Origin of the sequence: Nocardioides sp. NPDC004968 (genome assembly GCF_040608935.1) — a bacterium.
GTDB lineage: Bacteria > Actinomycetota > Actinomycetes > Propionibacteriales > Nocardioidaceae > Nocardioides.
On sequence record NZ_JBEXJF010000004.1, the window covers coordinates 17,474 to 38,683 of the forward strand.

The window sequence follows — 21,210 nt, forward strand, 5'->3', positions numbered from 1 at the left end:
GTCCTTCTGGAGAGGTCGGTCAGGCGAACGAGGACACGTCGAAGTAGGCGACGGTGCCGTCGGTGCAGGTGAGGCGGTCGAGTCGACGGCCCCCGGTCTCGACGAGGTCCTGTCGGTCCCGGACCTTGTCGAGAGCTCGGAGCATGTCGTACTCGTCGTTGATACGCAGCACCGACCACGGATGTTGCTCGCTGCCGTCGCCGGTGGAGCGGATGCTGCGCAGCGCGGCGCCGGCGACCTGCCGCTCGCGCGCGCCGGCCCGTGCGTCGCCGGACTGCTCCAGCGCGGTGGCCATCCGCAGGTGGACCGAGGGGCTGAAGATCGCCCCCGGCATGACCCGCCGCAGCTCGGCGGCGGCCGCTGCGTACGACCCCGCGGCGAGCAGCCTGTCGACCGAGTCGAGGTCGAGGTCGGGAGTGAAGTTGGCCGAGCCGCGGACCGCGCGGCGAAGCGGCCCGAGGGTCTCGGGGCCGGGGTCATCGAGGTAGGCGGAGACCAGGTCGGCGTACGTCGTCACTTCGACTCCTCGAGGAGGCGGTTGAACTCCTCCTCGGTGAGGTTGTTCAGGTAGTCGCGGCCGGAGTTGCGGGCATCCTTCTCGACGGGCTGGTTGTAGTACTCGTCGAAGGAGTCACCGTTGTCGGTGCTCTTGTAGTCGTCGAAGTTCTCTTCCCACTCCTCGGCCTGCTCCTCGCTGATCCCGTCTTCCTTGTGCTCGTCGAAGGGGTCGTCCTCCCACCAGAACTGCCAGTCGTTCTTGTCGTCGATGGCCTCGTGCTGGCGGCCGTGTCGGACCTCGTGGGCGACGGTGTTGATCAGCTGGCCGGGGTCGTCGAGCACGTTGGGGTTGAGCGCCATCGTGGGCTCTTCGTCGCTCCAGTAGCCGTAGGTGATGCTGTTGTCGTCCCAGGTGTCGTTCTCCAGGGCGTCCCAGTCGATGGTGGGCATGTCGACGCCGCTCTCCGCGGCGATCTTCTTGACCATCTCCTCCAGCACGGCCTTGCGCTCCTCGATGCTGAGCGTCTCCCACTTCTCCGCGATGGCCGGGTCGATGTTGCCGTACTCGTCACCCTGCTCGTCGATGCCCGTCGGCAGGCCGCGGGCGAGGATCGCGTCGACACCGACGGCCTTGGCGAGGGCCTTCTCGATCTCGTCGGCGATCTCCTGGGCGACGTTCTGACGGCTGTTGCCCCACTCCTCGGCCTCGAAACGGCTCTTGAACTGCGGTGGGGTGGCGGTGCTGGTCACCGTGCCGTCGTCGCTGACCGTGAACTCCTGGGTCTTGGCCCGGTCGAGGATGCCCTGGACGAGACGCTCGATCTCCTCGACCTGCGGCTCGGCGGTGTAGAGCGCCTTCTGCATCTCCTGCTTGGCGGTGATGTGGCTGCTGAGGCTCTTGACCAGGCTGTCGCGATGACCTCGGGCGGCGTCGGCGGCCATCCCGGTCCAGGACTTGGCGACGCCGTTGGCCTCGAGCTCGTCGCGGCTGGTCTCCAGCTTGCGGAGGTCGGCCTTGAGGCCGTCGCCGGCGTCACCCAGCGGTGCGGCCTTCCACGTCTTGACCTGGCCGAACGTGATCGCCATCAGACGAGCGCGGTCGCGTCGAAGTGAACGAGGGTCCCGTCGGTGCAGGTGTGGCGGTCGATACGCCGCCCGTCTGCCTCCAGGAGATCCTGGCGGCCGGGGACCTTCTTGAGGGCGCGGAGCAGGTCGTACTCGTCGTTGATCCGCAGCACGGTCCAGGGATGCTCCTGGGTGCCGTCGCCGGTCGCCCGGATGCTCCGCAGGGCGGCGCTGGCGACCTGGCGCTCGCGAGCGGCGGATCGCTCCTCACCGGAGCGCTCCAGGGCCGTCGCCAGGCGCAGGTGGGCGGACGGGCTGAAGATCGCCCCGGGCATGAGTGCCCGCAGCGCGGCCGCGGCCTCGGCGTAGGCGCCCTCGTCGAGCAGCTTGTCGACGGCGCTGAGGTCGAGGTCGACGGTGAAGTTGGCGGAGTTGCGGACCGCACGGCGCAGCGGCGCCAGCGTCTCGGGGCCGGGGGCGTCGAGGTAGGCGGTGACCAGATCGGCGTACGTCGTCATTTCGACTCCTTCAGGAGACGGTCGAGCTCAGCGGCGGTCAGGTTGTCGAGATATTCGCGACCGGACTTGCGGGCGTCGGCCTCGACGGGCTGGTTGTAGTAGGCGTCGAAGTCCTGGTCAGGGCTCTTGTAGTCGTCGAAGTTCTCTTCCCACTCCTCGGCCTGCTTCTCGGTGATGCCGTCCTCCTCGTGCGCGTCGAAGGGGTCGTCCTCCCACCAGAACTGGAAGTCGTTGTTGTCCTCGATCGCCTCGTACTGCCGGGCGTGACGCATCTCGTGGGCCACGGTGTGCAGGAGGTCGGGATCGCTGAGCCTGTCCGGGTTGAGGCGTACAGCCTTCTCGTCCTCGCTCCAGGACCCGTTGCCGGAGATCGTGTCGTCCCAGATGATGTCCTCGACGTCGACCCCGTACTCCTTGGCGAGCTCCTCGATCTTCTGGTCGATGATCGCCTTGCGCTCGGCGTCGGTGAGCTGAGCCCACCGCTCGGCGACCTCGGGGGAGGCCGTCCCGCGCTGCTCGCGGGTGTCGTCGAGGGACTGGACGGTGCCGGTCGGGATGGCGTCGCTGAGGATCACGTCGACGCCGGCCGCCTTGGCAAGGGCGTCGGTGATGTCGTCGGCGAGCTCCTGGGCGACGAACTGGCGGCTGTTGCCCCATTCCTCGGCCTCGTAACGGCTCTTGAACGTCGGCGGCGTGGCGGTGCTGGTCACCGAGCCGTCGTCACCGACGGTGAACTCGTTGGTCTTGGCCCTGTCCAGGATGCCCTGGACGAGACGCTCGATGGCCTCGACCTGCGGTTCCGCGGCGTAGAGCGCCTTCTGCATCTGCTGCTTGCCCGTGATGTGGCTGCTCAGCTGGGCCACAAGAGTGTCGCGGTGGCCGCGGGCAGCGTCGGCGGCCACACCGGTCCACGACTTGGCCACGCCATTGGCCTCGAGCTCGTCGCGGCTGGTCTCCAGCTTGCGGAGGTCGGCCTTGAGGCCGTCGCCGGCGTCACCCAATGGTGCCGCCTTCCAGGTCTTGACCTGGCCGAACGTGATCGCCATCAGTTCGGGCCCATGACCTTTCCGCCCTTGTCGCCGGCGGCCTTGTCGGCGGCCTCGAACTCGTCGAGAGCCTTCTGCATCTCCACGGCGAGCTTCTGGGAGCTGTCGGCCGCAGCCTTGGTCTCATCGGTCCAGCGGGTGCCGAGATCGGACATGTAGCCGACCGACTCCGCCCCTGGGACCGCAGCGCCCGCCTTGCTCAGATAGCCGGCGGAGTCGGCTTTGCGTACGGCGCTCTCGGCGTCCGTGGCGATGCCGATGGATGTCTTCATGTCCTTGGGGACGACATGAATTTCGCTCATGGTCTGCTGGTCCTCCTGGGCCCGAACGGGAGACGGCTAGGGCGTGTCTGCACAGAGACACGCCCTAGCCCGGAGACCCTAACGGAAACTCGGGTCCAGCGTCTTCGTAAAAAGCGCACCGCCGTCGACGTCGCGGAGGGTGACGGTGAGCTGCTGCGTACGTCCGTCGATCTCGACCTCGCCGAAGAACTGGAAGCCGTCGGCGGGTGAGGCGTTGGCGGCCGGGGGAGCGGCCACGAACTCGGCGGCCGGACCGAAGGTGGGGTCCAGCTTGTTGGGGCCGAAGGCACCGGCGTTGAGCGGGCCGGAGACGAACTCCCAGAACGGGTCGAAGTCCTGGTAGGCGGCGCGGTCGGGGTCGTAGGAGTGCGCGGCCGTGTAGTGGACGTCGGCGGTCAGCCAGACGTGGTTGCGGATGCCGAGGCGCTTGAGCCCGGTCAGGACTTTGGCGATGTCGAGCTCGCGGCCGAGCGGGGCGCCGCCGTCGCCCTGGGAGATGCCTTCCTGCAGGGTGCCGTCGGGGACGACCAGGCCGATCGGCAGGTCGGCGGCGATGACCTTCCAGGTGGCGCGGGAGGCGGCCAGCTCGCGCAGGAGCCAGCGGGTCTGACGCTCGCCGAGCACACCGCCGTCGGCGCTCGTCTCGGCGTTGGTCGTGTTGGCGTCCTTGTGGGTGCGCATGTCGAGGACGAACAGGTCCATCAGCGGGCCGTAGGAGAGCTTGCGGTAGATCCGGCCGTCGGGGTCGGGGGAGGCGTCGCCGACCGGGATGTACTCGTGGAAGGCCTGCTTCGCCCGGGCCGCGAGGACGTCGACGCGGCGCTCGGTGTAGCGGCCGTCGTCGGAGAGGATCTCGCCCGGGTACCAGTTGTTGGTGACCTCGTGGTCGTCCCACTGCGCCACGATCGGCGTCTGGGCGAGGAACGCGCGCCAGTTGTCGGCGAGCAGGTTGTAGGCGTACTGCCCGCGGAACTCGGCCAGCGTCTCGGCGACCTTGTGCTTCTCCTCGGTGACGATGTTGTTCCAGACCCGTCCGTCGGGGAGGGTCACCGTCGAGGTGAGCGGGCCGTCGGCGTAGACGTTGTCGCCGGAGCTCAGGAAGAAGTCGGCCTCGCGCGCCGCCATCGCGGGCGCGATCCGGAAGCCACCGAAGTCGGGGTTGGCGCCCCAGCCCTGTCCGGCGATGTCGCCGGACCACAGGAACCGGATGTCCTCGCGGCGCGCCGGGGCGGTACGCAGCCGGCCCAGCTCCCAGGCGCTGCCGCGTCGCGGGTCGTCGGGGTCGACGGCACGGATCCGGTAGAAGTAGTCGCGCCCAGCCTCGAGGCCGCGGACCTTCAGCTCCCCGGTGAAGTCGCTCCTCGCGGTCACCACCGGCCCGCTGACCGGGCGGGCCCGGCGGAAGGACTCGTCGGCCGAGATCTCCGCGACCAGGCGTGAGGTCTTGTCGGCGCGGCTCCACAGGACGCCGCCGCGAGCGCCGACGTCGCCGGACTGGACTCCGTGGGTGAGGGTCGGGCGGTTGCCGCGGACGAAAGCGGGGGCGGCGTGGACGGCTGCTGCGGTCGTGGGGATGACGAGTCCGGCACCGGCGGCGGCACCGAGGCCGAGGACGGAGCGGCGGTTGAGTGGGGTCATGGGCCAAACCTGCCGATTCCGGCGGAACGACCGGTGAGTTCCGCGGGTCGTGTCGGTGAACACGTACGCGAAGGGTGCCGTCCCCGGGTGAAAGAAAAATTTCTTTCACCCGGATGTCGAGAACGCCGGGTGGGCTCCGAGAGAGGTGTGAAGGCCGGAGACGCCGGCCGCACACGAGGAGCGACATCATGAACGACGAGTACGCCATGCCTGCACTGCCCGCACCGAGCGCCGGCGTCCGCGCCCTGGACCGGCTCATCGGCACCTGGAAGGTGACCGGCGGCGCGGAGGGCGATGTCACCTACCACTGGATGGAAGGCGGCTACTTCCTGCTGCAGGACGTACGGCTGGAGCAGTTCGGGCAGGTCACGACCGGGATCGAGGTGATCGGCAACCTGCGCCCCTTCGGTGAGGAGCCCAGCGCCGACGTGCACTCGCGCTACTACGACAACACCGGCGCCACCCTCGACTACGTCTACGAGCTCGACGGCGACACCCTCACCATCTGGGGCGGGGAGAAGGGCTCGCCGGTGAAGTTCGTCGGCACCTTCGACGAGACCGGCGACGTCATGACGGGCGAGTGGGACTACGCCGGCCAGGGCGGCTACGAGTCGACGATGACGCGGGTCTGATCCGCGCGTCGGAGCAGGTAGTCGCGTTCGGCCTCGTTGGCGGTCAGCTCCGCAGCCGCCCGGAACTGGGCGGCTGCGGAGGGATCGCGCCGCTGGTCCAGCAGGTGCGCCCGCACCGCCAGGACCCGCTGCGCGGTCAGCGGATCGCCGGCGAGGCCGTGCTCGGCGTCGAGCTCGTCCAGCAACTGCAGGCCGACCACCGGGCCGAACGCATGAGCGGCCGCGACCACGCGGCCCAGGCGTACCGGTGCGGTCGGCAGCGTACGTTCCAGCAGCAGGTAGAGGCCGAGGATCTCGTGCCAGTCGGTGTCCGCGGCGGACTCCGCGTGGGCATGGACCGCGGCGATCGCCGCCTGGAGCAGGAAGGGCCCGGGATCACCCCGTCCCCACACCTCCTCCAGCACGGCCAGCCCCTCCTCGATCAGCGCGCGGTCCCACCGGGAGCGGTCCTGCTCGGCCAGCGGCACCAGGCCGAGGTCGGGGTCGGTGCGTGCCAGCCGCCGCGCCTCGGTGAGCAGCATCAGCGCCAGCAGGCCGGCGACCTCGGGCTCGCCGGGAGCGATCCGGGCGAGCATCCGGGTCAGCCGGATCGACTCCTGCGCCAGGTCGACGCGGCCCAGCTCGGAGCCGGCAGTGGCGGTGTAGCCCTCGTTGAAGACGAGGTAGAGCACCTCGAGCACGGCGCCGATCCGGTCGGCGCGCTCGGCCTCCCCGGGCGGCGTGAACCGGGCGCCGGCCTTTCGCAGCGTCTGCTTCGCACGGCTGATCCGGGTGCCCATGGTGTTCTCCGGGACGCCGTACGCATGGGCGATCTCGGTCGTCGTCAGCCCGCCCACAGCGCGCAGCGTGAGCGCCACCTGCCCGGTCCGCGACAGCGCCGGATGACAGCACAGCAGCAACAGCGCCAGGCTGTCGTCGGTCTCCGCCGCCGGGCCGGCCGGAGTGACCACCTCGGCGATGCCGACCTGGAGCTCGCGGCGGTGGGCCGCCTGCTCGGAGCGGAGCAGATCCACCATCCGCCGGTAGCCGATCCTGGTCAGCCAGGAGCGCGGGTTCTCCGGGACGCCATCGCGCGCCCACTGGACGCTGGCGTCCAGCAGCGCCTCCTGGACCGCGTCCTCGGCGGCCTCGAACCGTCCGAAGCGGCGGACCAGGGCGCTCAGGACGTACGGCGCCTCGGTCCGCAGCAGGTCCTCGAGCGCCGCCGGTCCGGTCATGCCGACAGAGCCTAGTTTCGGGGGTCTAGTTTCGAGGCATGAAATACCTGATGCTGGGCTACACGCCCACCGAGGCGTGGGATGCCTCCGACACGGCCTCCGAGGAGGCGCTCGCGGCGTTCGCGGAGTACCAGAAGTTCGAGGAGGAGCTGGTCGCCAACGGAGAGCTGATCAGCACCGAGGGCCTGGGGCACCCGGCCGTGTCGGTCACGGTGCGGCCGAGCGAGAACGGTCCGGTCGCGACCGATGGTCCCTTCGCCGAGCTGAAGGAGGTGCTGGCCAGCTTCGCGGTCATCGACGTGGCCAGCCAGGAGCGCGCCATCGACATCGTCTCGCGGATCGTCGCGGTCCTCGGGGAGCCGATCGAGATCCGCCCGGTGATGGGGGACGACTTCGCGCAGGTGTGACCCGCTGGGATGCGGGTGGCAGTATCTGCGGTGATGTGGGCAAGAAAGAACCTGTTCGCCGCTGTGCTGCTGCTCCTGGCGGCGCCGGTGCTGTTCGGCTGCGCCGCCGAGCCCCCGGCCGAGGCCGAGTCCGCCTCGCCGTCGATGCCCGCGAGCCCGTCGCCCGAGACGTCGGCGAGCGTGCCACCACGCGCGCCGGAGTCGCTGGAGATCCCGTCCGTCCCGCCCGCCGACGATCGCGGGATCGTCGAGGGCGGTGACCTGAGCTGGCCGCAGTGTCCCGAAGGGATGGGCATCAAGGAGCGTCGGACGCTGGGGCTGCCGATGCCGCTCGCCTCGGCGGAGTACGTGGTCATCGGGCTCACCAACGGCCCGGCGTTCACCCCCAACCCGTGCCTGGCCTCGCAGGTCGAGTGGGCCAAGAAGAACAAGGTGATGACCTCGGCCTATGCGGTCACCTCCTACCCCCGTGCCGCCACGATCCGCGAGTACGGCGGCGAAGGGCCGGGCGACCCGGACACGAAGATCGGCCGGCTGACCAACGTCGGCTACCAGCAGGCGGTCTGGAATCTCGAGGCGATGGAGCGCGCCGGCCTGGAGTCGCCCTCGGTCTGGATGGACGTCGAGCCGGTCGCGGTCTGGGAGTGGACCGACAACATCGAGGCCAACCAGGCGGTGGTCAAGGGAGCCCTGGCCGGCTATCAGGACGCCGGGAAGCGGGTCGGGGTCTACTCGATCGAGGGCCTGTGGACGCCGATCGTCGGCGACCTGCAGCTGCAGCTGCCCGAGTGGCGCCCGGCGGGCGAGGCATCGCGGGCCGCGGCCCTGGAGCGGTGCGGTGGCGAGTGGATGTTCCAGGGCGGTGCCGCGGTGATGGTTCAGTGGCTCGAGGACGGCCGCGACCGCAACGTGACCTGCCCGGGCGAGTCGGTGCAGCTGCCGCTTTGGTTCCATCAGTACTGACCGTGGGACAATCGAAAGAAGACGTACGTCCCCCTCAAGAGACACAGAGCGAAAGCAGCCCGTGCCCACGAACTCCGCGCCGAAGCCTGGGTCCACCGACCCGGCGATCATCCGCAACTTCTGCATCATCGCCCACATCGACCACGGCAAGTCGACGCTGGCCGACCGGATGCTGCAGCTGACGGGTGTCGTCGGCGAGCGTGAGGCCAAGGCGCAGTACCTCGACCGCATGGACATCGAGCGCGAGCGTGGCATCACGATCAAGTCGCAGGCGGTCCGCATGCCGTGGACGGTGGCGGAGGGCAACGACGCCGGCGCCGAGCCGGGCACGTACATCCTCAACATGATCGACACCCCGGGCCACGTCGACTTCACCTACGAGGTCTCCCGGTCGCTCGAGGCGTGCGAGGCCGCGATCCTGCTGGTCGACGCCGCGCAGGGCATCGAGGCGCAGACGCTGGCGAATCTCTACCTCGCCATGGGTGCGGACCTGCAGATCATCCCGGTGCTCAACAAGATCGACCTGCCGTCGGCCAACGTCGAGAAGTACGCCGAGGAGCTGGCCAACCTCGTCGGCTGCGACGTCTCGGACGTCCTGCTCACCTCTGCCAAGACCGGTCTCGGCGTCGAGAATCTTCTCAACGAGATCGTGAAGCAGGTGCCGGCGCCCGTCGGCGACCCGGATGCTCCTGCACGGGCGCTGATCTTCGACTCGGTCTACGACACCTACCGCGGCGTGGTCACCTACGTCCGGGTCTTCGACGGCAAGCTGACCCACCGCGACAAGATCAAGATGATGTCGACCAACGCGGTCCACGAGATGCTCGAGCTGGGTGTGATCAGCCCGGAGCCGGTCAAGGCCGATCACATCGGCGTCGGCGAGACCGGCTACCTGATCACCGGCGTGAAGGACGTACGCCAGTCGCGCGTGGGTGACACCGTCACCGGCAACAACCGTCCGGCCAAGGAGATGCTCGGCGGCTACTCCCACCCCAACCCGATGGTCTTCGCGGGGCTCTACCCGATCGACGGCGACCAGTACCCGGTGCTGCGCGAGGCGCTCGACAAGCTGCAGCTCAACGACGCGGCGCTGACGTACGAACCGGAGACGTCGGGGGCGCTCGGCTTCGGTTTCCGCGTCGGGTTCCTCGGTCTGCTGCACATGGAGATCACCCGCGACCGTCTCGAGCGCGAGTTCAACCTCGACCTCATCTCGACGGCTCCCAACGTGGTCTACGACGTGATCATGGAGGACGGTTCCGAGCACATCGTCACCAACCCGTCGGAGTTCCCCGAGGGCAAGATCCGCGAGGTGCGCGAGCCGGTCGTCAAGGCCACCATCCTCTCGCCGTCCGACTACATCGGCACGATCATGGAGCTGTGCCAGAAGAAGCGCGGCACCCTCGGCGGCATGGATTACCTCTCCGAGGACCGCGTCGAGATGCGCTACGTCCTCCCCATGGGCGAGATCGCCTTCGACTTCTTCGACCAGCTCAAGTCCTCGACCAAGGGGTACGCCTCGCTGAACTACGAGTTCAGCGGCGACCAGGCCGCCGACCTGGTCAAGGTCGACATCCTGCTCCAGGGCGAGCCCGTCGACGCGTTCTCCGCGATCGTCCACCGCGAAGCCGCGTACTCCTACGGGGTCATGATGGTCGGCAAGCTGCGCGAGCTGATCCCCAGGCAGCAGTTCGAGGTGCCCATCCAGGCCGCCATCGGCGCCCGCGTCATCGCCCGCGAGACCATCCGTGCCATCCGCAAGGACGTCCTCGCCAAGTGCTACGGCGGCGACATCTCGCGTAAGCGCAAGCTGCTGGAAAAGCAGAAGGAGGGCAAGAAGCGGATGAAGATGGTCGGCCGCGTCGAGGTTCCCCAGGAAGCCTTCGTCGCCGCTCTCTCCACCACTCAGCCCTCCACCGACAAGGGTGCCGGGAAGAAGTAAAGCCCCGCTGGTCGAGTCGCCGGAGCCGCTACGCCGTACGCTCGATGGTAGGCAGCCTTTCCCGGGGGCGACGAGACGGGAGAGGACGCGAATGCGATCCGATGGAGCGCTCGGGCGCCCGTGGCTGGGTGTGGTGGTACGGGCTGTTCCTCGGCTGCCTGCTGCTCGCGGCGGGAGCGGCAGAGACCGTTCGGGTCGTACGCAGCGGGGACGGCGGTCTTGCCTTCTGGTTCGGCACGCTCGTCGGCGGGGGCGTGCTCGTCCTGGTCGGCACGCTGTTGCTGCCCCGCAGGCCTCGGACGGGGTTCATGATCACGGCGATCGGTTGTGTCGCGGGGTTGCTCCCGACCATGTGGACGCTGATCGTGCCGGTGATGCTCGTGGTGCTGATCGTCGTGAGTGGCAGCCGAGCCATGGTGGCGCCGGTCAGGAGCGGATGAGCTCGATGCTGTCGAGAACAGCCTCGAGGTCGTCGAGCCGCTGGTCGATGTCGTCGGGGTTCTGCCAGAACACGCGGATGCCGTTGGCCTGCACGTAGACGCAGTCAAAGGGGGTGCCGTCGGAGTAGGACCACCAGCTGAGCCGCTCGCCCTCCAGGTCGCCGAAGGTGTCCGTCGGGGCGTCGTGGGTGACGTCCTTGACGTCGTCGTCACCGCCGCTGTCCTCGAACTCCTTCAGCTCGTCGTTCTTGTCCGCGAGCGACTCCTTCTCGCCGACCCGGACGCTGAAGAAGCGATCCTCGGACGTACGCCAGGTGCACTGGCCGCTAGGGGTCTGGTCGGTCGGGCCGGTGGACTCCGGCTCGAACTCCTTCGGCACGTCCAGCCTCAAGATCACCCGCTTCCCACCGATGGCGCCCCGACACTCGGCGGCGGTGAACCCCTCCGGCGTCGAGGTCGAGGACGCCGAGAACGGCGTCGGTGCGTCCGTCGTCACCGGCCCCGAGCCGACTCCGCAGGCCGACGTGGCAGCGATCAGGACGATCAAGAGTGCAGCCCGAAAATGCATGCCGGCTAGTTCATCACAGCACCGGTTATGCGCAAGAACGGTCGGGTCGGCCGGGGGCGGGCGGTGGTTGAGTGAGGCACATGCGTACAGAACAGATTCGGTTTCCGGAGGGGTACGGCACGCCGAGCGAGCTGCTGGCGTGGGAGGACGTACGTCAGCAACTGCTCGAGGCGAAGCAGTTCTGGTTCGCGTTCGAGAGGCCGGGGCGGAGTCCGCACGTGACGCCACTGGACGGGATCTGGTTCGAGGACAAGCTGGTCTACGGCGGCAGCCCGGAGACGTTGCACCGGCGGCTCGCGGCCGAACATCCGAAGGTGACGGTGAACCTGCCGGATCCGTGGAAGCTGGTCGTTATCGAGGGGGAGGTGCGGACGACGACCTTCGCCCCCGCGACAGCCGAGGAGATCGCGGGGTTGCTCAACGCGAAGTATCCCGAGTACGGCGAGAACATCTTCGAGGCGAAGCACTACATCGAGGGGACGCCGGCGGTGCATCCACGGCGGATCCGGGCCTGGACCTCGTTCCCGAAGGACGCGACCGCCTTCGTCTTCGACTGACTTCCGATCGGTCCGCGCTAGTCTCGCGGTGATGCACTTCACCGACTATGACACTCGGGTGGCGGCGTACGCCGTCATCGTCGATGACGCGGGGCGGATCCTGCTGAGCTGGTTCAACGGCAACCACCGCAACGACCCGGGCTGGACGCTGCCGGGTGGTGGCGTCGACTACGGCGAGCAGATGCCCGCGGCAGTCATGCGCGAGGTGAAGGAGGAGACCGGCTACGACGTCGAGGTCGGGGCTCCGCTGACGACCGACGTGTACGTGGTGCCGTTCGACCCCGGTCGCCGGCCCTATCAGTCCACCCGGGTGGTCTTCGAGGCACGGATCGTCGGGGGCGAGCTGGGCACGCTGGAGGTCGACGGAACCACCGACTACGCCGCGTGGATCGGGCTGGACGACCCCGCGATCGGAGCCGACACCACCAGCCCGATCGTCCGGATGGGGATCGCGGCCCTGAAGGTCGCTCAGTCGACCCAGTAGTTGTCGTGGAGCTTGTAGAACTCGGCCATCTCGTCCGGGCCGAGCTCGGTGCCCTCGGCGAGCTCGCGCAGCCCCTCGAAGTAGCCCTCCCGCGGCGCGCCCGGGGTGAAGTGGAGCAGCATCGAGGCGGGCTCGTCGGTGGTGTTGCGGAAGCCGTGCAGGCCGCCGACCGGCACGTGCACGAAGTCGCCGGCGCCGGCCGGGATCCACTCCTCGCCGTTGTAGATCCGCACGGTCCCGGTCAGCACGTAGAACGACTCGGCCACGGCCCGGTGGAAGTGGGGCCCGGGGCCGGTCTCGTTGGGACCGAAGTGCCAGCGGTAGAGCCCGTAGTCACCCGCGGTCGTAGCTCCGGTTGCGAGATAGTCGACCTTCACGCCGTTGGGGTAGGACAGGTCGGGCGGGGTGGTGTCGGGGCGGTAGAACGCCGAGACCTCACCGGCCTCGCCGTCGTAGCGCTCGGGCGGGTAGGGAACACCTTTGGTCCCCATCGACTCTGGAAGTGACATGGGCACAACCTGCCCGATCCGTCCGGGGTTGGGAAGCGGATTAAGGTGGCTCGCGTGACGCCGCTGCCAGACTCCTTCGTGGCGCTCGCGGCGAACGGTCCCGACTGGGCAGCGTGGCTCGACCGGCTCTCCGGCCTGCTCCGCGACCTGCTCGAGGAGTGGTCGCTGAGGCCCGACGGAGAGGCGACCCACGGCAACACCGCCCTGGTCGTGCCGGTGCGGACCGCCGATGACGAGGCCGCGGTGCTGAAGATCGGCTGGCCGCACTGGGAGGCCGAGCACGAGGCGCTGGCGCTGCAGACCTGGGGCGGCCGGGGTGCCGTACGCCTTCTCCGGGCGGACCCGAAGCGCTTCGCGCTGCTGCTGGAACGGCTGCACCCCGAGGACCTCTCGGAGCTCTGGGACGTGCAGGCGTGCGAGATCGTGGGCGACTTCTACCGGCGGCTGCACGTGCCGGCTCCGCCGCAGCTGCGTACGTTGTCGGCACAGGCCGCACGCTGGGCGAGCGAGCTGGGGGAGTCGGAGCGACGGCTTCCGGTGCCGCCGCGGATGGTCGAGCAGGCCCGCGCGATCGCCCGCGACTTCGCCGCCGACGAGGCGACCGACGGGAAGCTGATCCACACCGACCTGCACTTCGACAACGTCCTGCGAGCCGACCGCGAGGAGTGGCTGGTGATCGACCCGAAGCCCCTCTCCGGCGACCCGCACTACGAGCTCGCGCCGATGCTGTGGAACCGCTTCGAGGAGTATGCGGGGCGGATCCGCGACGGCGTACGCGATCGATTCTTCGCCCTCGTCGACGCCGCCGAGCTCGACGAGAACCGGGCTCGGGCCTGGGCGGTGCTGCGGCTGGTCGTCAACGTCAAGGGCGAGCTGGAGGACAACCAGACCCCCGACAAGGACTGGATCACCGCGATGATCTCGGTCGCGAAGGCGGTCCAGGACTGAGAAACTCGCGTGCCTGAACCCGGCGCGGACTGGAGAATCTGCGCCATGCCCATCGTGCGAAGCGTCAACATCGGTCAGTCCAAGCCCGCCGAGTGGGCGGAGGTGGGCGCCACCTCGATCGAAAAGTTCGCCACGCCCGAGCCGGTGACGGTCGGCAAGGAGGGCATCATCACCGACACCCAGACCGACCGGCGCCACCACGGCGGCGAGGAGCAGGCGGTCTACGCCTTCGCCCGCGAGGACCTCGACATGTGGGGCTCGCGGTTGGGCGTGACGCTTCGCGACGGGCAGTTCGCCGAGAACCTCACCACCGAGGGGATCGACATCAACGCGGCTCTCGTGGGCGAGCAGTGGCGGATCGGGACGGTGCTGCTGCAGATCTGCAGCGTGCGTACGCCGTGCAACGACTTCAAGAACTGGATGGGCGTCTCGGGCTACGACAACACCCAGTGGGTCAAGAAGTTCACCGCCGAGGCGCGCCCGGGGCCCTACCTCCGCGTCCTCGAGGAGGGGCAGCTGCAGGCCGGCGACGAGATCGTCGTCGTCCACCGCCCCGAGCACGGCATCACCGTCTCGACGCTCTTCAAGGCGCTCAGCACCGACCGCAGCCTGCTCCCGAGCCTCATCGGCATCGACGGGCTCGGGGACAAGCCGCGGGCGGCGGCGGAGAGGTACGTCAGCCGGCCCTAGTGGACGCGCTTGCCGTTGGCGTCGTACGCGCGGAACGTTGCTGACTCGACGGCGACCCGGTGGTCCGTCCAAGCGACCGCCACGCCGTTGACGATGGTCGCCGGGATGTCCTCCCCGCTCGAGACGAAGACCACCTTGGTGACGTTCATCTTCTTCGGCAGGGGGAGCATGAACTCCGTGCCATCGCCCGTTCCCCCACGGGAGAAGTCTTCCCATGGCCCGGTCTCCGCAAAGGTGCCCCAGACCTGGGGTTGGCCGAATGCCCCCGCGAGATCGGGCTCGCTGTCGGCGTCCCGCCCGGGGACTTGCACCGTGGAGCAGGTCACCTCATAGTCGGAGCCGTCGAAGATCGCCATCGCCGTCGATCCACGCTTCTCGGCGAGGAACGGCCAGGTGCCCGCCGGGATCTCTTGGACCTCATCGGGGTCGATGGCATTGTCCGCTTCGGGGGCTGAGCCGTACAAGAGCTCCACATCGGCCCAGGCCGTCATCAGGCACCGATCGGTGAGGGTGTTGAGCTCCTCGGGAGTCAGATTGGTCGGCTTGCCCGACCAGTCGACCGGAGTCTTCTGCTGGGGTGCGTCCGACGTCGACGGTTCCGGGGTGGCGATGTTCGAGTCGATCAGCCGATCGGGGATCGCGACGTACGCCATGACCCCGGCGAGCGAGAAGGCGGCGACGGCGGCGACCGTCTTCGACCCGCGACGGAGGCGACGCATCCGGTCGCCGCGGCGCAGGATCTCGGCGGTAGAGACGTCCAGGGTCTGGCGACTGCTGTTGCGCAGCAAGGTCTCGATGTCGTTCATGACAGCATCCCTTCGGGGTTGGTCAGCTGCAGCCGCAGAGTCTTGAGCGCGTGGTGGAGAGTGGCGGAGACGGTGCCGCGAGCGATGCCGAGCTCGTCGGCGGTCGTCTCGGCATCGAGGTCGAGGAAGTAGCGCAGCGCGACCACCTCCCGTTGACGCGGTGGCAGCCGGCGTACGGCCTCCAACAGGTCGTGGTCGGTGTCGCCGTCGGAGCCGTGGCGGGGGAGCTCTTCGGGGGTCTCGGGAACGGTCAGCTCGCGGCGGCGCTTGCGCCACCAGGAGATGTCGACGTTGACCGCGGTGCGAACGACCCATGCCGCCGGGGAGTTGGCCAGTCTGACCGTCGGCCAGCGCGACCAGGCGCGCGCGAAGGCTTCGGCGGTCGCTTCCTCGGCCCGGCCGGGATCCATGCCGGTCGCGATCGCCGCACGCAGACAGCGGTCTTTGGCGCCGACGTAGAAGTCGGTGAATTCTTCTCGGCTCACGCCTGGATGACGCACAGCAGCCATTATCGGTTTAGGCGCGACCCGAATAACTCATTGACGGTTCTGCCCGGCCTCACCAGACTCACTCCCAAACAACTCTTGGGAGGTTCGGGTGGACGAGGAGATCTCGCGGCTGCGGGCAGCCGGGCACCCGCTGCGGCTCCGGATGCTGTCACTGCTGACGGGTGCGGAGCTGTCGGCTGCGGAGGTGGCGCGCGAGCTCGACCTGACGCATGCCAACGCCTCCTACCATCTCCGGCTGCTCGAGAGTGCCGGGCTGATCGAGGTCGCGAGCGAGGAGAGGATCCGCGGTGGGGTCGCGAAGCGGTATCGGTACATCTGGCGCCGTGACGCCGCCCAGGGGCCGCCGTCCAGGGAGGACGACGAGGTCCACACCCGCGCGATCGCCGAGGAGCTCGTACGCCGCCGCCGCTTGCGCGCCGACGGACCGGCCATCGTCTCGGACGCAGAGATGTGGGTCGACCCCGATGTTTGGCAGCGGGTCCACGACCTCGTCCGGGAGGCGAGCGGCCTGCTCCACGACAACGCTCGTCCGCCGCGTACGGAGGGCACGATCCACGTGAACCTGACCGCTTCCGCCTTCGTGATGGGTGAGGACCAGTGAGCATCAAGGAGAGCCTCTTCGTCCTGAAGGACCGCGACTTCGGGTGGTTCTTCGCGTCGCGGTTCGTGAACATGGCCGGCACCTCGATGTCGCACATCGCGCTGGCCTTCGCGGTGCTGGAGGTCACCGACTCGGCGTCGGCGCTGGGTGCCGTCGTGGCGGCACACACCATCCCGATGGTCATCTTCCTGCTGGTCGGAGGTGTGATCGCCGACAGGTTCCCGCGGCGGCTGGTCCTGCAGATCTCGAATCTGTCCTCGGCGCTCACCCAGGCTGTGGCCGCCGGGCTGATCATCACCGGCAGCGCCGAGATCTGGATGCTGATCGTCCTCGAAGCGGTCAACGGCACCATGTCGGCGATGGCGTACCCGGCGATGCAGGGCATGGTGCCGCAGCTGGTCGCGAAGAAGGACCTGCAGCCGGCCAACCTGCTGCTGTCGATGTCGCGAGGCGCGCTGACGATCCTCGGGCCGTCGGCCGCGGCCGTCCTGGTCGTCGGGGTCGGTGCCGGCTGGGCACTGGCGATCGACGCGCTGACCTGGCTCCTCGCCGCTATCTTCCTGCTGCCGGTGCGGATCCCGCGTCGCGACAAGACGGGCCCGAAGACGTCGGCCATCGCAGACCTGGTCGAGGGATGGACGTACGTTCGTTCCACCACCTGGCTGTGGGTCGTCGTGCTCGCCTTCATGGTGATCAACACGATGTGGTCCGGCGGGATGCAGGTGCTGGGACCGGCGTACGCCAAATCCTCTTCGCTGGGGGTCCACGGCTGGGGGCTGGGCAACTCGGCCCAGGCGATCGGGATCCTGGTCATGACGTTCGTGCTGATGCGGCTGACCCTCCGGTATCCGCTGCGGGCCGGGATGCTCGGCGTCACGCTGATGGGGCTGCCGTTCATCGCGCTCGGTCTGTGGCCGGAGACCGTGCCTTTCGTCATCGCGATGGCCGTCGCCGGCGCCGGGATCGAGATCTTCAGCCTCGGCTGGAACCTCGCGATGATGGAGAACGTGCCCGAGGAGATGCAGTCGCGGGCGTGGTCCTACGACATGCTCGGGTCCTACATCGCGATGCCGATCGGACAGCTGATGTACGGGCCGCTGGGGGAGTCTTTCGGGACACGACCGGTGTTCCTGGCGAGCGGTGTTCTCTGTATCTTGATCTGTCTTGCCACGGTTGCGGTGCCTTCCGTGGCTAGGCTGCAACGCGTCGAGCAACCTGCTACCGAGGAACGTGCGCATGAGCCGCTTCGGGACTGATCAGTCGCAGCGGAAGCGCTCGGAACCGTCGAGAACGGTCGATGCCTGATCCAGGAGGTCGCCGGTGTCGTTGCCGTCGAGTGCCTGGTCCATCGGCCAGTCCCCAGCCTGGTGGAGTACGTCCTCGGCGTGCGTCACGCGCTCTTGGTCGCCGGACTCGCGGGCGGCCCGCCATTCGTCGCGCCAGACGCAGGACGCGCCACGCGCGAGGTCCAGTGCCAGGTGGTATCGGTTCGGCTGGAGGCTGGTGAGCCGGTGCTCGTCGTAGCGCTCCGGAAGAGGTACGCCGGCGAGCAGTTGCTCGATCGTTGCCGCTCGTTCCTCGGCGGTGAGATATCGGTCGGGCAGGGCGGCGTCGAACTCAGCCTGGTCCACCCAGCGCAGCTGGGTGAGGAGCTCCTCGAACTCCGTCTTCGACATGCCGGTGCCGGTGATCACCTGGTAGTGGCCGTCCTTGACCGGCAGCACGACACGGAAGGCATCCGCTGTCAGCGCGACCTTGTCGGTCTCGACATCGCGGTCGCCGACGTCCTTCCCTCCCACGTGGCTCCAGTAGGTCGCCTCCTGGCCGAGGACCTCGATCGGCAGTTCGCTGATGCCGTCGGCGCCGGTGTTGAACGAGCCCGCGAATCGCAGCGCCTCCTGGTAGGTAGAGCTGTCTCCCCAGCCGATGTCGAGGCGAGGGGCTCGAGGTCCGCTGCCTGACGGCTGGTAGCGGATGCCACCGATGTGGGAGGCGTCGGTCACCGAGCCGTCGAACCCGGGCACGATCCACCCGGGTGCGTCGAGGACGAGCCGGTAGGCCTCGGCCGAACGCGGCACCCCGTCATAGGCGAAGCTCATCGCCGGCTCGAACGGGGTCTCGCCCGGAAGGAGCCGGGGCGCGAGGACGGCGCCGGTGACGGCGAGGGCGCCGGCGAGACCGGCCACGGCGAGACCGCGGGTCCAACGGCGGCGGACGGTGGTGCGGCGGGCGGCGCCCGGACGTGGCGCACGGGCGATCACTCGCCCGGCGGCAGGGGCGTCCTCGGCGCGCTCGGCGAGGGTGGCGCGGATCAGGTCATCGAGGTCGGTGGTCATCGTGACTCCTCGGCAAGGGTGGCGGACATGAGGTCGGGGTGACTGCGCAGCTTGGTGAGAGCGCGCATGGCGTTGCTGCGTACGGTGCCTGCGGAGATGCCGAGCGCCTCGGCGATATCGGCATCGGCAAGGTCCTCGTAGTAGCGAAGGACCACGACAGCGCGCTGCCGCGGAGGCAGTGCGCCGATGCGCTGCCAGAGCAGGTGACGTACGCCGACTGCTTCTGTCTCGTCCTCGCCGGCTCGTTCCGGCAGGTCGGCGACGACGAGCTCGCTCGAGGAACGTTTGCGCCGCCAGCTCAGGTGTTGGTTGAGCAGGATCTTGCGGGCGTACGCATGCGGGTCGACGACGTGGGTCATCCGCGACCAGCGTCGGCACAAGCGCTCCAGGGTGTCCTGGACGAGGTCCTCGGCGCGGTGACCGTCACCGGTCAGCAGGTAGGCGAGCCGCAGCAGCGCGCCGCTGCGCGTCACCACGTACTCGTCGAAGTCTGTGTCCATGCTGTCCTCCGTCTGGGCCCGCTTCTGTCCGGGACCTCTGCCTCTTCGATGCGGCGGCACGGCGTGGGTGTTGCGCTGACGGTGCAACTGTGGCCCTCTAGGCTGCAAGGCGTCGAGCAACTTCTGCCACCGAAGGAACGCCTGTATGAGCCTGAACACCTCCGTCGTCGACGAGCTCTTCCAGCAGCGCTTCGAGGAGAACCTGACTCCGGGCCTGGCCTATGGAGTCGTACGCGGCTCGGAGCTGCTCCACTCCGGCGCGTTCGGGGCGACGACCGAGGGCGGTCCGGCACCGACGGCCGAGAGCGTCTTCCGGATCGCGTCGATGTCGAAGTCGTTCACGGCGGCCGCGGTGCTGCTGCTGCGCGACCGCGGGCTGGTCGACCTGGACGAGGCGATCGCGCAGTACGTGCCCGAGCTCGTCGACCAGGCGCCCTACTCCGCCGACTCGCCGGCGGTGACGCTGCGGCTGCTGCTCTCGATGTCGGCCGGGCTGCCGACCGACGACCCGTGGGGCGACCGGCAGGAGTCGCTGTCCTACGACGACTTCGGGACGTTCCTCGACGGAGGCTTCTCGACCGGGCAGGAGCCGGGGGTCGGGTTCGAGTACTCCAACCTCGGCTATGCGCTGCTCGGGCGCGCGATCGAGAACGTCGTCGGTGGTTCGTCTCCTGAGGGCGCGAACCGGGACTTCGTCGAGCACGAGCTGCTGGCGCCGCTGGGGATGACCTCCTCGGCCTACTCGCCCGACGCGGTGCCGAACCGAGTGCCGGGTCATGTGCTGCCGCTGCATCCGGCGTGGGCCGGTGACCGGCTCGAGGGTCCGCCGACGTGGGCCGCGATCCCGTCGGTGCCGTCCGGGTCGTTCGCCGCGATGGGGGGTCTGCACTCCTCGGTCGCCGACCTGGCGCGTTGGGTCGGCGGGTTCGTGGGCGCCTTCTCCTCCTCCGCCGCCGACGGGCATCCGCTGTCGAAGGCGTCGCGGCGGGAGATGCAGCAGCTGCACCGGTTCGGCTCGGTGTCTGCCTCGCTGGGGTTCTCCGGTGCCGAGGCGGGGGTTGGCGCGGTCGCTGTGGGCTACGGCTATGGCCTGATGGTCGACCATGACAGCCGGCTCGGGCAGATCGTCCACCACTCCGGCGGCTACCCCGGCTACGGCTCGCGGATGGTCTGGCACCCGGCGACGGGGTTGGGCGTCATCACGCTGTCGAACAGCACGTACGCCGGTGCCTCCCCGACCGCGATGACCGCGCTGCGCTCGCTGGTCTCCGACGAGCTCGCCGATGGTGGTCCGCACCGGTTCTCGACGGTGGTCAAGGGCCTGCTGCCGCGGCTCGACTCGGCGCTGGAGGCTGCGGTCGAGCGGCTGCGTACCTTCGATCCTGCGGGTGCTGAGGTGTTCGCGCTGCCGTCGTTGTTCGCCGACAACGTCGAGCTCGACGCGCCCGATGCCGCCCGGCGCGTCCAGATCACCCAGGCGCGCGCCAAGGTCGGACTGCCGCTGGGCGGCGCGCCCTACGGCTACTTCTCCCGCGCGATGGGTGTCGCGCTGGCCGTGGTGCCGGCCGAGAAGGGCCGCTACGACATCGAGGTCATGCTCTCGCCAGAGGCCGAGCCGCGCATCCAGACCCTGCGCGTCAACGCCGTCCCCGACGCCCACGGTGGCCTCGTCGCCGCCGCCCGCGCCGCCCTCGAGGAGAGCTCCCCGGTCATCGCCGCCCTCCGGGCCTTCGGCGTACCCGAGCTGATCACGACGCCCCTGTCCGGTGATGGTTCGTCAAAGGCCGACTTCCTGGTCGTCGCCGGCGCGACCTACTGGAAGATCGCGGTGGCCAAGACGACCACCGTCACCGCCCTCCCCACCTCCGACTACCCCCGCCTCGCCTACCTCGCCTCCGCGCTTCGCGGCTGACCCCTGCCGAGGCGTCACCTACGTCGGTCGAGATGGCATTCCAATGCCCGCTCGGCCGACGTAAGCGACGTCTCGGCCAGCGGGAGTGACGCCTCGGCGGGGTTGCTCCGTTCGAACAAATG

The 21,210-nt window shown here is 69.0% G+C and carries 25 protein-coding genes; 12 read left to right on the forward strand and 13 right to left on the reverse strand.

The window, feature by feature from the left end; all coding sequences use genetic code 11:
- Nucleotides 1-19 precede the first annotated feature (19 nt).
- The 6 genes from ABZU72_RS06840 to ABZU72_RS06865 form a co-directional block, all read right to left on the reverse strand.
- Nucleotides 20-517, reverse strand: coding sequence for a DUF4919 domain-containing protein (locus ABZU72_RS06840; protein ID WP_355018108.1), 498 nt, complete (start codon nt 515-517; stop codon nt 20-22).
- Nucleotides 514-1,584, reverse strand: a complete 1,071-nt coding sequence (locus ABZU72_RS06845; protein WP_355018109.1) for a hypothetical protein — start codon at nt 1,582-1,584, stop codon at nt 514-516. Before ABZU72_RS06845 ends, ABZU72_RS06840 begins: the two co-directional genes overlap by 4 nt.
- Nucleotides 1,584-2,081: a DUF4919 domain-containing protein gene (locus ABZU72_RS06850; RefSeq protein WP_355018110.1), complete on the reverse strand. Its 498-nt coding sequence runs from the start codon at nt 2,079-2,081 to the stop codon at nt 1,584-1,586. Before ABZU72_RS06850 ends, ABZU72_RS06845 begins: the two co-directional genes overlap by 1 nt.
- The gene (locus tag ABZU72_RS06855) at nt 2,078-3,127 is read right to left on the reverse strand and encodes a hypothetical protein (protein WP_355018111.1); all 1,050 of its coding nucleotides are present in this window, start codon (nt 3,125-3,127) and stop codon (nt 2,078-2,080) included. The genes ABZU72_RS06850 and ABZU72_RS06855 overlap by 4 nt, the downstream gene beginning before the upstream one ends.
- Complete coding sequence (locus ABZU72_RS06860; protein ID WP_355018112.1) at nt 3,127-3,429, reverse strand: hypothetical protein; 303 nt, start codon at nt 3,427-3,429, stop codon at nt 3,127-3,129. Before ABZU72_RS06860 ends, ABZU72_RS06855 begins: the two co-directional genes overlap by 1 nt.
- A gap of 78 nt (nt 3,430-3,507) precedes the next feature.
- A complete protein-coding gene (locus ABZU72_RS06865; RefSeq protein WP_355018113.1) occupies nt 3,508-5,067 on the reverse strand; it encodes an alkaline phosphatase D family protein in 1,560 nt (519 codons plus the stop codon).
- Between the two features lie 188 nt (nt 5,068-5,255).
- Between ABZU72_RS06865 and ABZU72_RS06870 the strand changes: the two genes are divergently transcribed.
- Nucleotides 5,256-5,699 (forward strand): hypothetical protein, encoded by a 444-nt coding sequence (locus tag ABZU72_RS06870; protein ID WP_355018114.1) that lies wholly within the window; start codon nt 5,256-5,258, stop codon nt 5,697-5,699.
- Here ABZU72_RS06870 and ABZU72_RS06875 read toward each other — a convergent pair.
- Nucleotides 5,672-6,916, reverse strand: coding sequence for a sigma-70 family RNA polymerase sigma factor (locus ABZU72_RS06875; protein WP_355018115.1), 1,245 nt, complete (start codon nt 6,914-6,916; stop codon nt 5,672-5,674). The genes ABZU72_RS06870 and ABZU72_RS06875 overlap by 28 nt on opposite strands.
- A 38-nt stretch (nt 6,917-6,954) precedes the next feature.
- Here ABZU72_RS06875 and ABZU72_RS06880 point away from each other — a divergent pair, with 38 nt between their 5' ends.
- The 4 genes from ABZU72_RS06880 to ABZU72_RS06895 all read left to right on the forward strand — a co-directional run bounded on the left by ABZU72_RS06880 (nt 6,955) and on the right by ABZU72_RS06895 (nt 10,668).
- A complete protein-coding gene (locus ABZU72_RS06880) occupies nt 6,955-7,323 on the forward strand; it encodes a YciI family protein (protein WP_355018116.1) in 369 nt (122 codons plus the stop codon).
- 15 nt (nt 7,324-7,338) lie between these two features.
- Complete coding sequence (locus ABZU72_RS06885; RefSeq protein ID WP_355018117.1) at nt 7,339-8,286, forward strand: hypothetical protein; 948 nt, start codon at nt 7,339-7,341, stop codon at nt 8,284-8,286.
- Nucleotides 8,287-8,347: 61 nt separating this feature from the next.
- On the forward strand, nt 8,348-10,228 hold the full coding sequence (lepA, locus tag ABZU72_RS06890; RefSeq protein WP_355018118.1) for a translation elongation factor 4: 1,881 nt from the start codon (nt 8,348-8,350) through the stop codon (nt 10,226-10,228).
- 101 nt (nt 10,229-10,329) lie between these two features.
- Nucleotides 10,330-10,668 carry a hypothetical protein gene (locus tag ABZU72_RS06895; protein WP_355018119.1) on the forward strand — a complete coding sequence of 113 codons (339 nt, stop codon included), beginning with the start codon at nt 10,330-10,332 and terminating at the stop codon, nt 10,666-10,668.
- Here ABZU72_RS06895 and ABZU72_RS06900 read toward each other — a convergent pair.
- Complete coding sequence (locus ABZU72_RS06900; protein WP_355018120.1) at nt 10,655-11,164, reverse strand: hypothetical protein; 510 nt, start codon at nt 11,162-11,164, stop codon at nt 10,655-10,657. The genes ABZU72_RS06895 and ABZU72_RS06900 overlap by 14 nt on opposite strands.
- A gap of 152 nt (nt 11,165-11,316) precedes the next feature.
- On the opposite strand from ABZU72_RS06900, the gene ABZU72_RS06905 reads away from it, so the two are divergent.
- Together ABZU72_RS06905 and ABZU72_RS06910 are read left to right on the forward strand one after the other, a co-directional pair.
- Nucleotides 11,317-11,793, forward strand: a complete 477-nt coding sequence (locus tag ABZU72_RS06905; RefSeq protein ID WP_355018121.1) for a pyridoxamine 5'-phosphate oxidase family protein — start codon at nt 11,317-11,319, stop codon at nt 11,791-11,793.
- A 31-nt stretch (nt 11,794-11,824) separates the two neighbouring features.
- A complete protein-coding gene (locus ABZU72_RS06910; protein WP_355018122.1) occupies nt 11,825-12,277 on the forward strand; it encodes an NUDIX domain-containing protein in 453 nt (150 codons plus the stop codon).
- Here ABZU72_RS06910 and ABZU72_RS06915 read toward each other — a convergent pair.
- Nucleotides 12,262-12,786 carry a cupin domain-containing protein gene (locus tag ABZU72_RS06915; protein ID WP_355018123.1) on the reverse strand — a complete coding sequence of 175 codons (525 nt, stop codon included), beginning with the start codon at nt 12,784-12,786 and terminating at the stop codon, nt 12,262-12,264. The genes ABZU72_RS06910 and ABZU72_RS06915 overlap by 16 nt on opposite strands.
- A gap of 54 nt (nt 12,787-12,840) precedes the next feature.
- Here ABZU72_RS06915 and ABZU72_RS06920 point away from each other — a divergent pair, with 54 nt between their 5' ends.
- Both ABZU72_RS06920 and ABZU72_RS06925 read left to right on the forward strand, forming a co-directional pair.
- Entirely contained in the window at nt 12,841-13,734 is an 894-nt protein-coding gene (locus tag ABZU72_RS06920; protein WP_355018124.1) for an aminoglycoside phosphotransferase family protein, read from the forward strand.
- A 45-nt stretch (nt 13,735-13,779) separates the two neighbouring features.
- Nucleotides 13,780-14,424, forward strand: a complete 645-nt coding sequence (locus ABZU72_RS06925) for an MOSC domain-containing protein (RefSeq protein WP_355018125.1) — start codon at nt 13,780-13,782, stop codon at nt 14,422-14,424.
- Here ABZU72_RS06925 and ABZU72_RS06930 read toward each other — a convergent pair.
- Both ABZU72_RS06930 and ABZU72_RS06935 read right to left on the reverse strand, forming a co-directional pair.
- A complete protein-coding gene (locus ABZU72_RS06930) occupies nt 14,421-15,230 on the reverse strand; it encodes a hypothetical protein (protein WP_355018126.1) in 810 nt (269 codons plus the stop codon). The two genes, ABZU72_RS06925 and ABZU72_RS06930, sit on opposite strands and share 4 nt — an antisense overlap.
- Nucleotides 15,227-15,715 (reverse strand): sigma-70 family RNA polymerase sigma factor, encoded by a 489-nt coding sequence (locus tag ABZU72_RS06935; protein WP_355018127.1) that lies wholly within the window; start codon nt 15,713-15,715, stop codon nt 15,227-15,229. Before ABZU72_RS06935 ends, ABZU72_RS06930 begins: the two co-directional genes overlap by 4 nt.
- 112 nt (nt 15,716-15,827) lie before the next feature.
- Here ABZU72_RS06935 and ABZU72_RS06940 point away from each other — a divergent pair, with 112 nt between their 5' ends.
- Both ABZU72_RS06940 and ABZU72_RS06945 read left to right on the forward strand, forming a co-directional pair.
- Nucleotides 15,828-16,340 carry a helix-turn-helix domain-containing protein gene (locus tag ABZU72_RS06940; RefSeq protein ID WP_355018128.1) on the forward strand — a complete coding sequence of 171 codons (513 nt, stop codon included), beginning with the start codon at nt 15,828-15,830 and terminating at the stop codon, nt 16,338-16,340.
- Complete coding sequence (locus ABZU72_RS06945) at nt 16,337-17,596, forward strand: MFS transporter (RefSeq protein WP_355018129.1); 1,260 nt, start codon at nt 16,337-16,339, stop codon at nt 17,594-17,596. Before ABZU72_RS06940 ends, ABZU72_RS06945 begins: the two co-directional genes overlap by 4 nt.
- On the opposite strand, the gene ABZU72_RS06950 is transcribed toward ABZU72_RS06945, so the two are convergent.
- Nucleotides 17,597-18,676, reverse strand: a complete 1,080-nt coding sequence (locus tag ABZU72_RS06950) for a hypothetical protein (RefSeq protein ID WP_355018130.1) — start codon at nt 18,674-18,676, stop codon at nt 17,597-17,599.
- Nucleotides 18,673-19,176 carry a SigE family RNA polymerase sigma factor gene (locus ABZU72_RS06955; protein ID WP_355018131.1) on the reverse strand — a complete coding sequence of 168 codons (504 nt, stop codon included), beginning with the start codon at nt 19,174-19,176 and terminating at the stop codon, nt 18,673-18,675. Before ABZU72_RS06955 ends, ABZU72_RS06950 begins: the two co-directional genes overlap by 4 nt.
- Before the next feature lie 145 nt (nt 19,177-19,321).
- On the opposite strand from ABZU72_RS06955, the gene ABZU72_RS06960 reads away from it, so the two are divergent.
- Entirely contained in the window at nt 19,322-21,088 is a 1,767-nt protein-coding gene (locus ABZU72_RS06960) for a serine hydrolase domain-containing protein (protein ID WP_355018132.1), read from the forward strand.
- Nucleotides 21,089-21,210 lie beyond the last annotated feature (122 nt).

Excerpts from the sequence above, each read along its gene's own strand:
- ABZU72_RS06845 (WP_355018109.1), bottom strand. The coding sequence starts at position 1,584 with ATGGCGATCACGTTCGGCCAGGTCAAGACGTGGAAGGCCGCACCGCTG.
- ABZU72_RS06850 (WP_355018110.1), bottom strand. The coding sequence starts at position 2,081 with ATGACGACGTACGCCGATCTGGTCACCGCCTACCTCGACGCCCCCGGC.
- ABZU72_RS06855 (WP_355018111.1), bottom strand. The coding sequence starts at position 3,127 with ATGGCGATCACGTTCGGCCAGGTCAAGACCTGGAAGGCGGCACCATTG.
- ABZU72_RS06860 (WP_355018112.1), bottom strand. The coding sequence starts at position 3,429 with ATGAGCGAAATTCATGTCGTCCCCAAGGACATGAAGACATCCATCGGC.
- ABZU72_RS06865 (WP_355018113.1), bottom strand. The coding sequence starts at position 5,067 with ATGACCCCACTCAACCGCCGCTCCGTCCTCGGCCTCGGTGCCGCCGCC.
- ABZU72_RS06870 (WP_355018114.1), top strand. The coding sequence starts at position 5,256 with ATGAACGACGAGTACGCCATGCCTGCACTGCCCGCACCGAGCGCCGGC.
- ABZU72_RS06875 (WP_355018115.1), bottom strand. The coding sequence starts at position 6,916 with ATGACCGGACCGGCGGCGCTCGAGGACCTGCTGCGGACCGAGGCGCCG.
- ABZU72_RS06880 (WP_355018116.1), top strand. The coding sequence starts at position 6,955 with ATGAAATACCTGATGCTGGGCTACACGCCCACCGAGGCGTGGGATGCC.
- ABZU72_RS06895 (WP_355018119.1), top strand. The coding sequence starts at position 10,330 with ATGGAGCGCTCGGGCGCCCGTGGCTGGGTGTGGTGGTACGGGCTGTTC.
- ABZU72_RS06905 (WP_355018121.1), top strand. The coding sequence starts at position 11,317 with ATGCGTACAGAACAGATTCGGTTTCCGGAGGGGTACGGCACGCCGAGC.
- ABZU72_RS06910 (WP_355018122.1), top strand. The coding sequence starts at position 11,825 with ATGCACTTCACCGACTATGACACTCGGGTGGCGGCGTACGCCGTCATC.
- ABZU72_RS06915 (WP_355018123.1), bottom strand. The coding sequence starts at position 12,786 with ATGTCACTTCCAGAGTCGATGGGGACCAAAGGTGTTCCCTACCCGCCC.
- ABZU72_RS06925 (WP_355018125.1), top strand. The coding sequence starts at position 13,780 with ATGCCCATCGTGCGAAGCGTCAACATCGGTCAGTCCAAGCCCGCCGAG.
- ABZU72_RS06930 (WP_355018126.1), bottom strand. The coding sequence starts at position 15,230 with ATGAACGACATCGAGACCTTGCTGCGCAACAGCAGTCGCCAGACCCTG.
- ABZU72_RS06950 (WP_355018130.1), bottom strand. The coding sequence starts at position 18,676 with ATGACCACCGACCTCGATGACCTGATCCGCGCCACCCTCGCCGAGCGC.
- ABZU72_RS06955 (WP_355018131.1), bottom strand. The coding sequence starts at position 19,176 with ATGGACACAGACTTCGACGAGTACGTGGTGACGCGCAGCGGCGCGCTG.
- ABZU72_RS06960 (WP_355018132.1), top strand. The coding sequence starts at position 19,322 with ATGAGCCTGAACACCTCCGTCGTCGACGAGCTCTTCCAGCAGCGCTTC.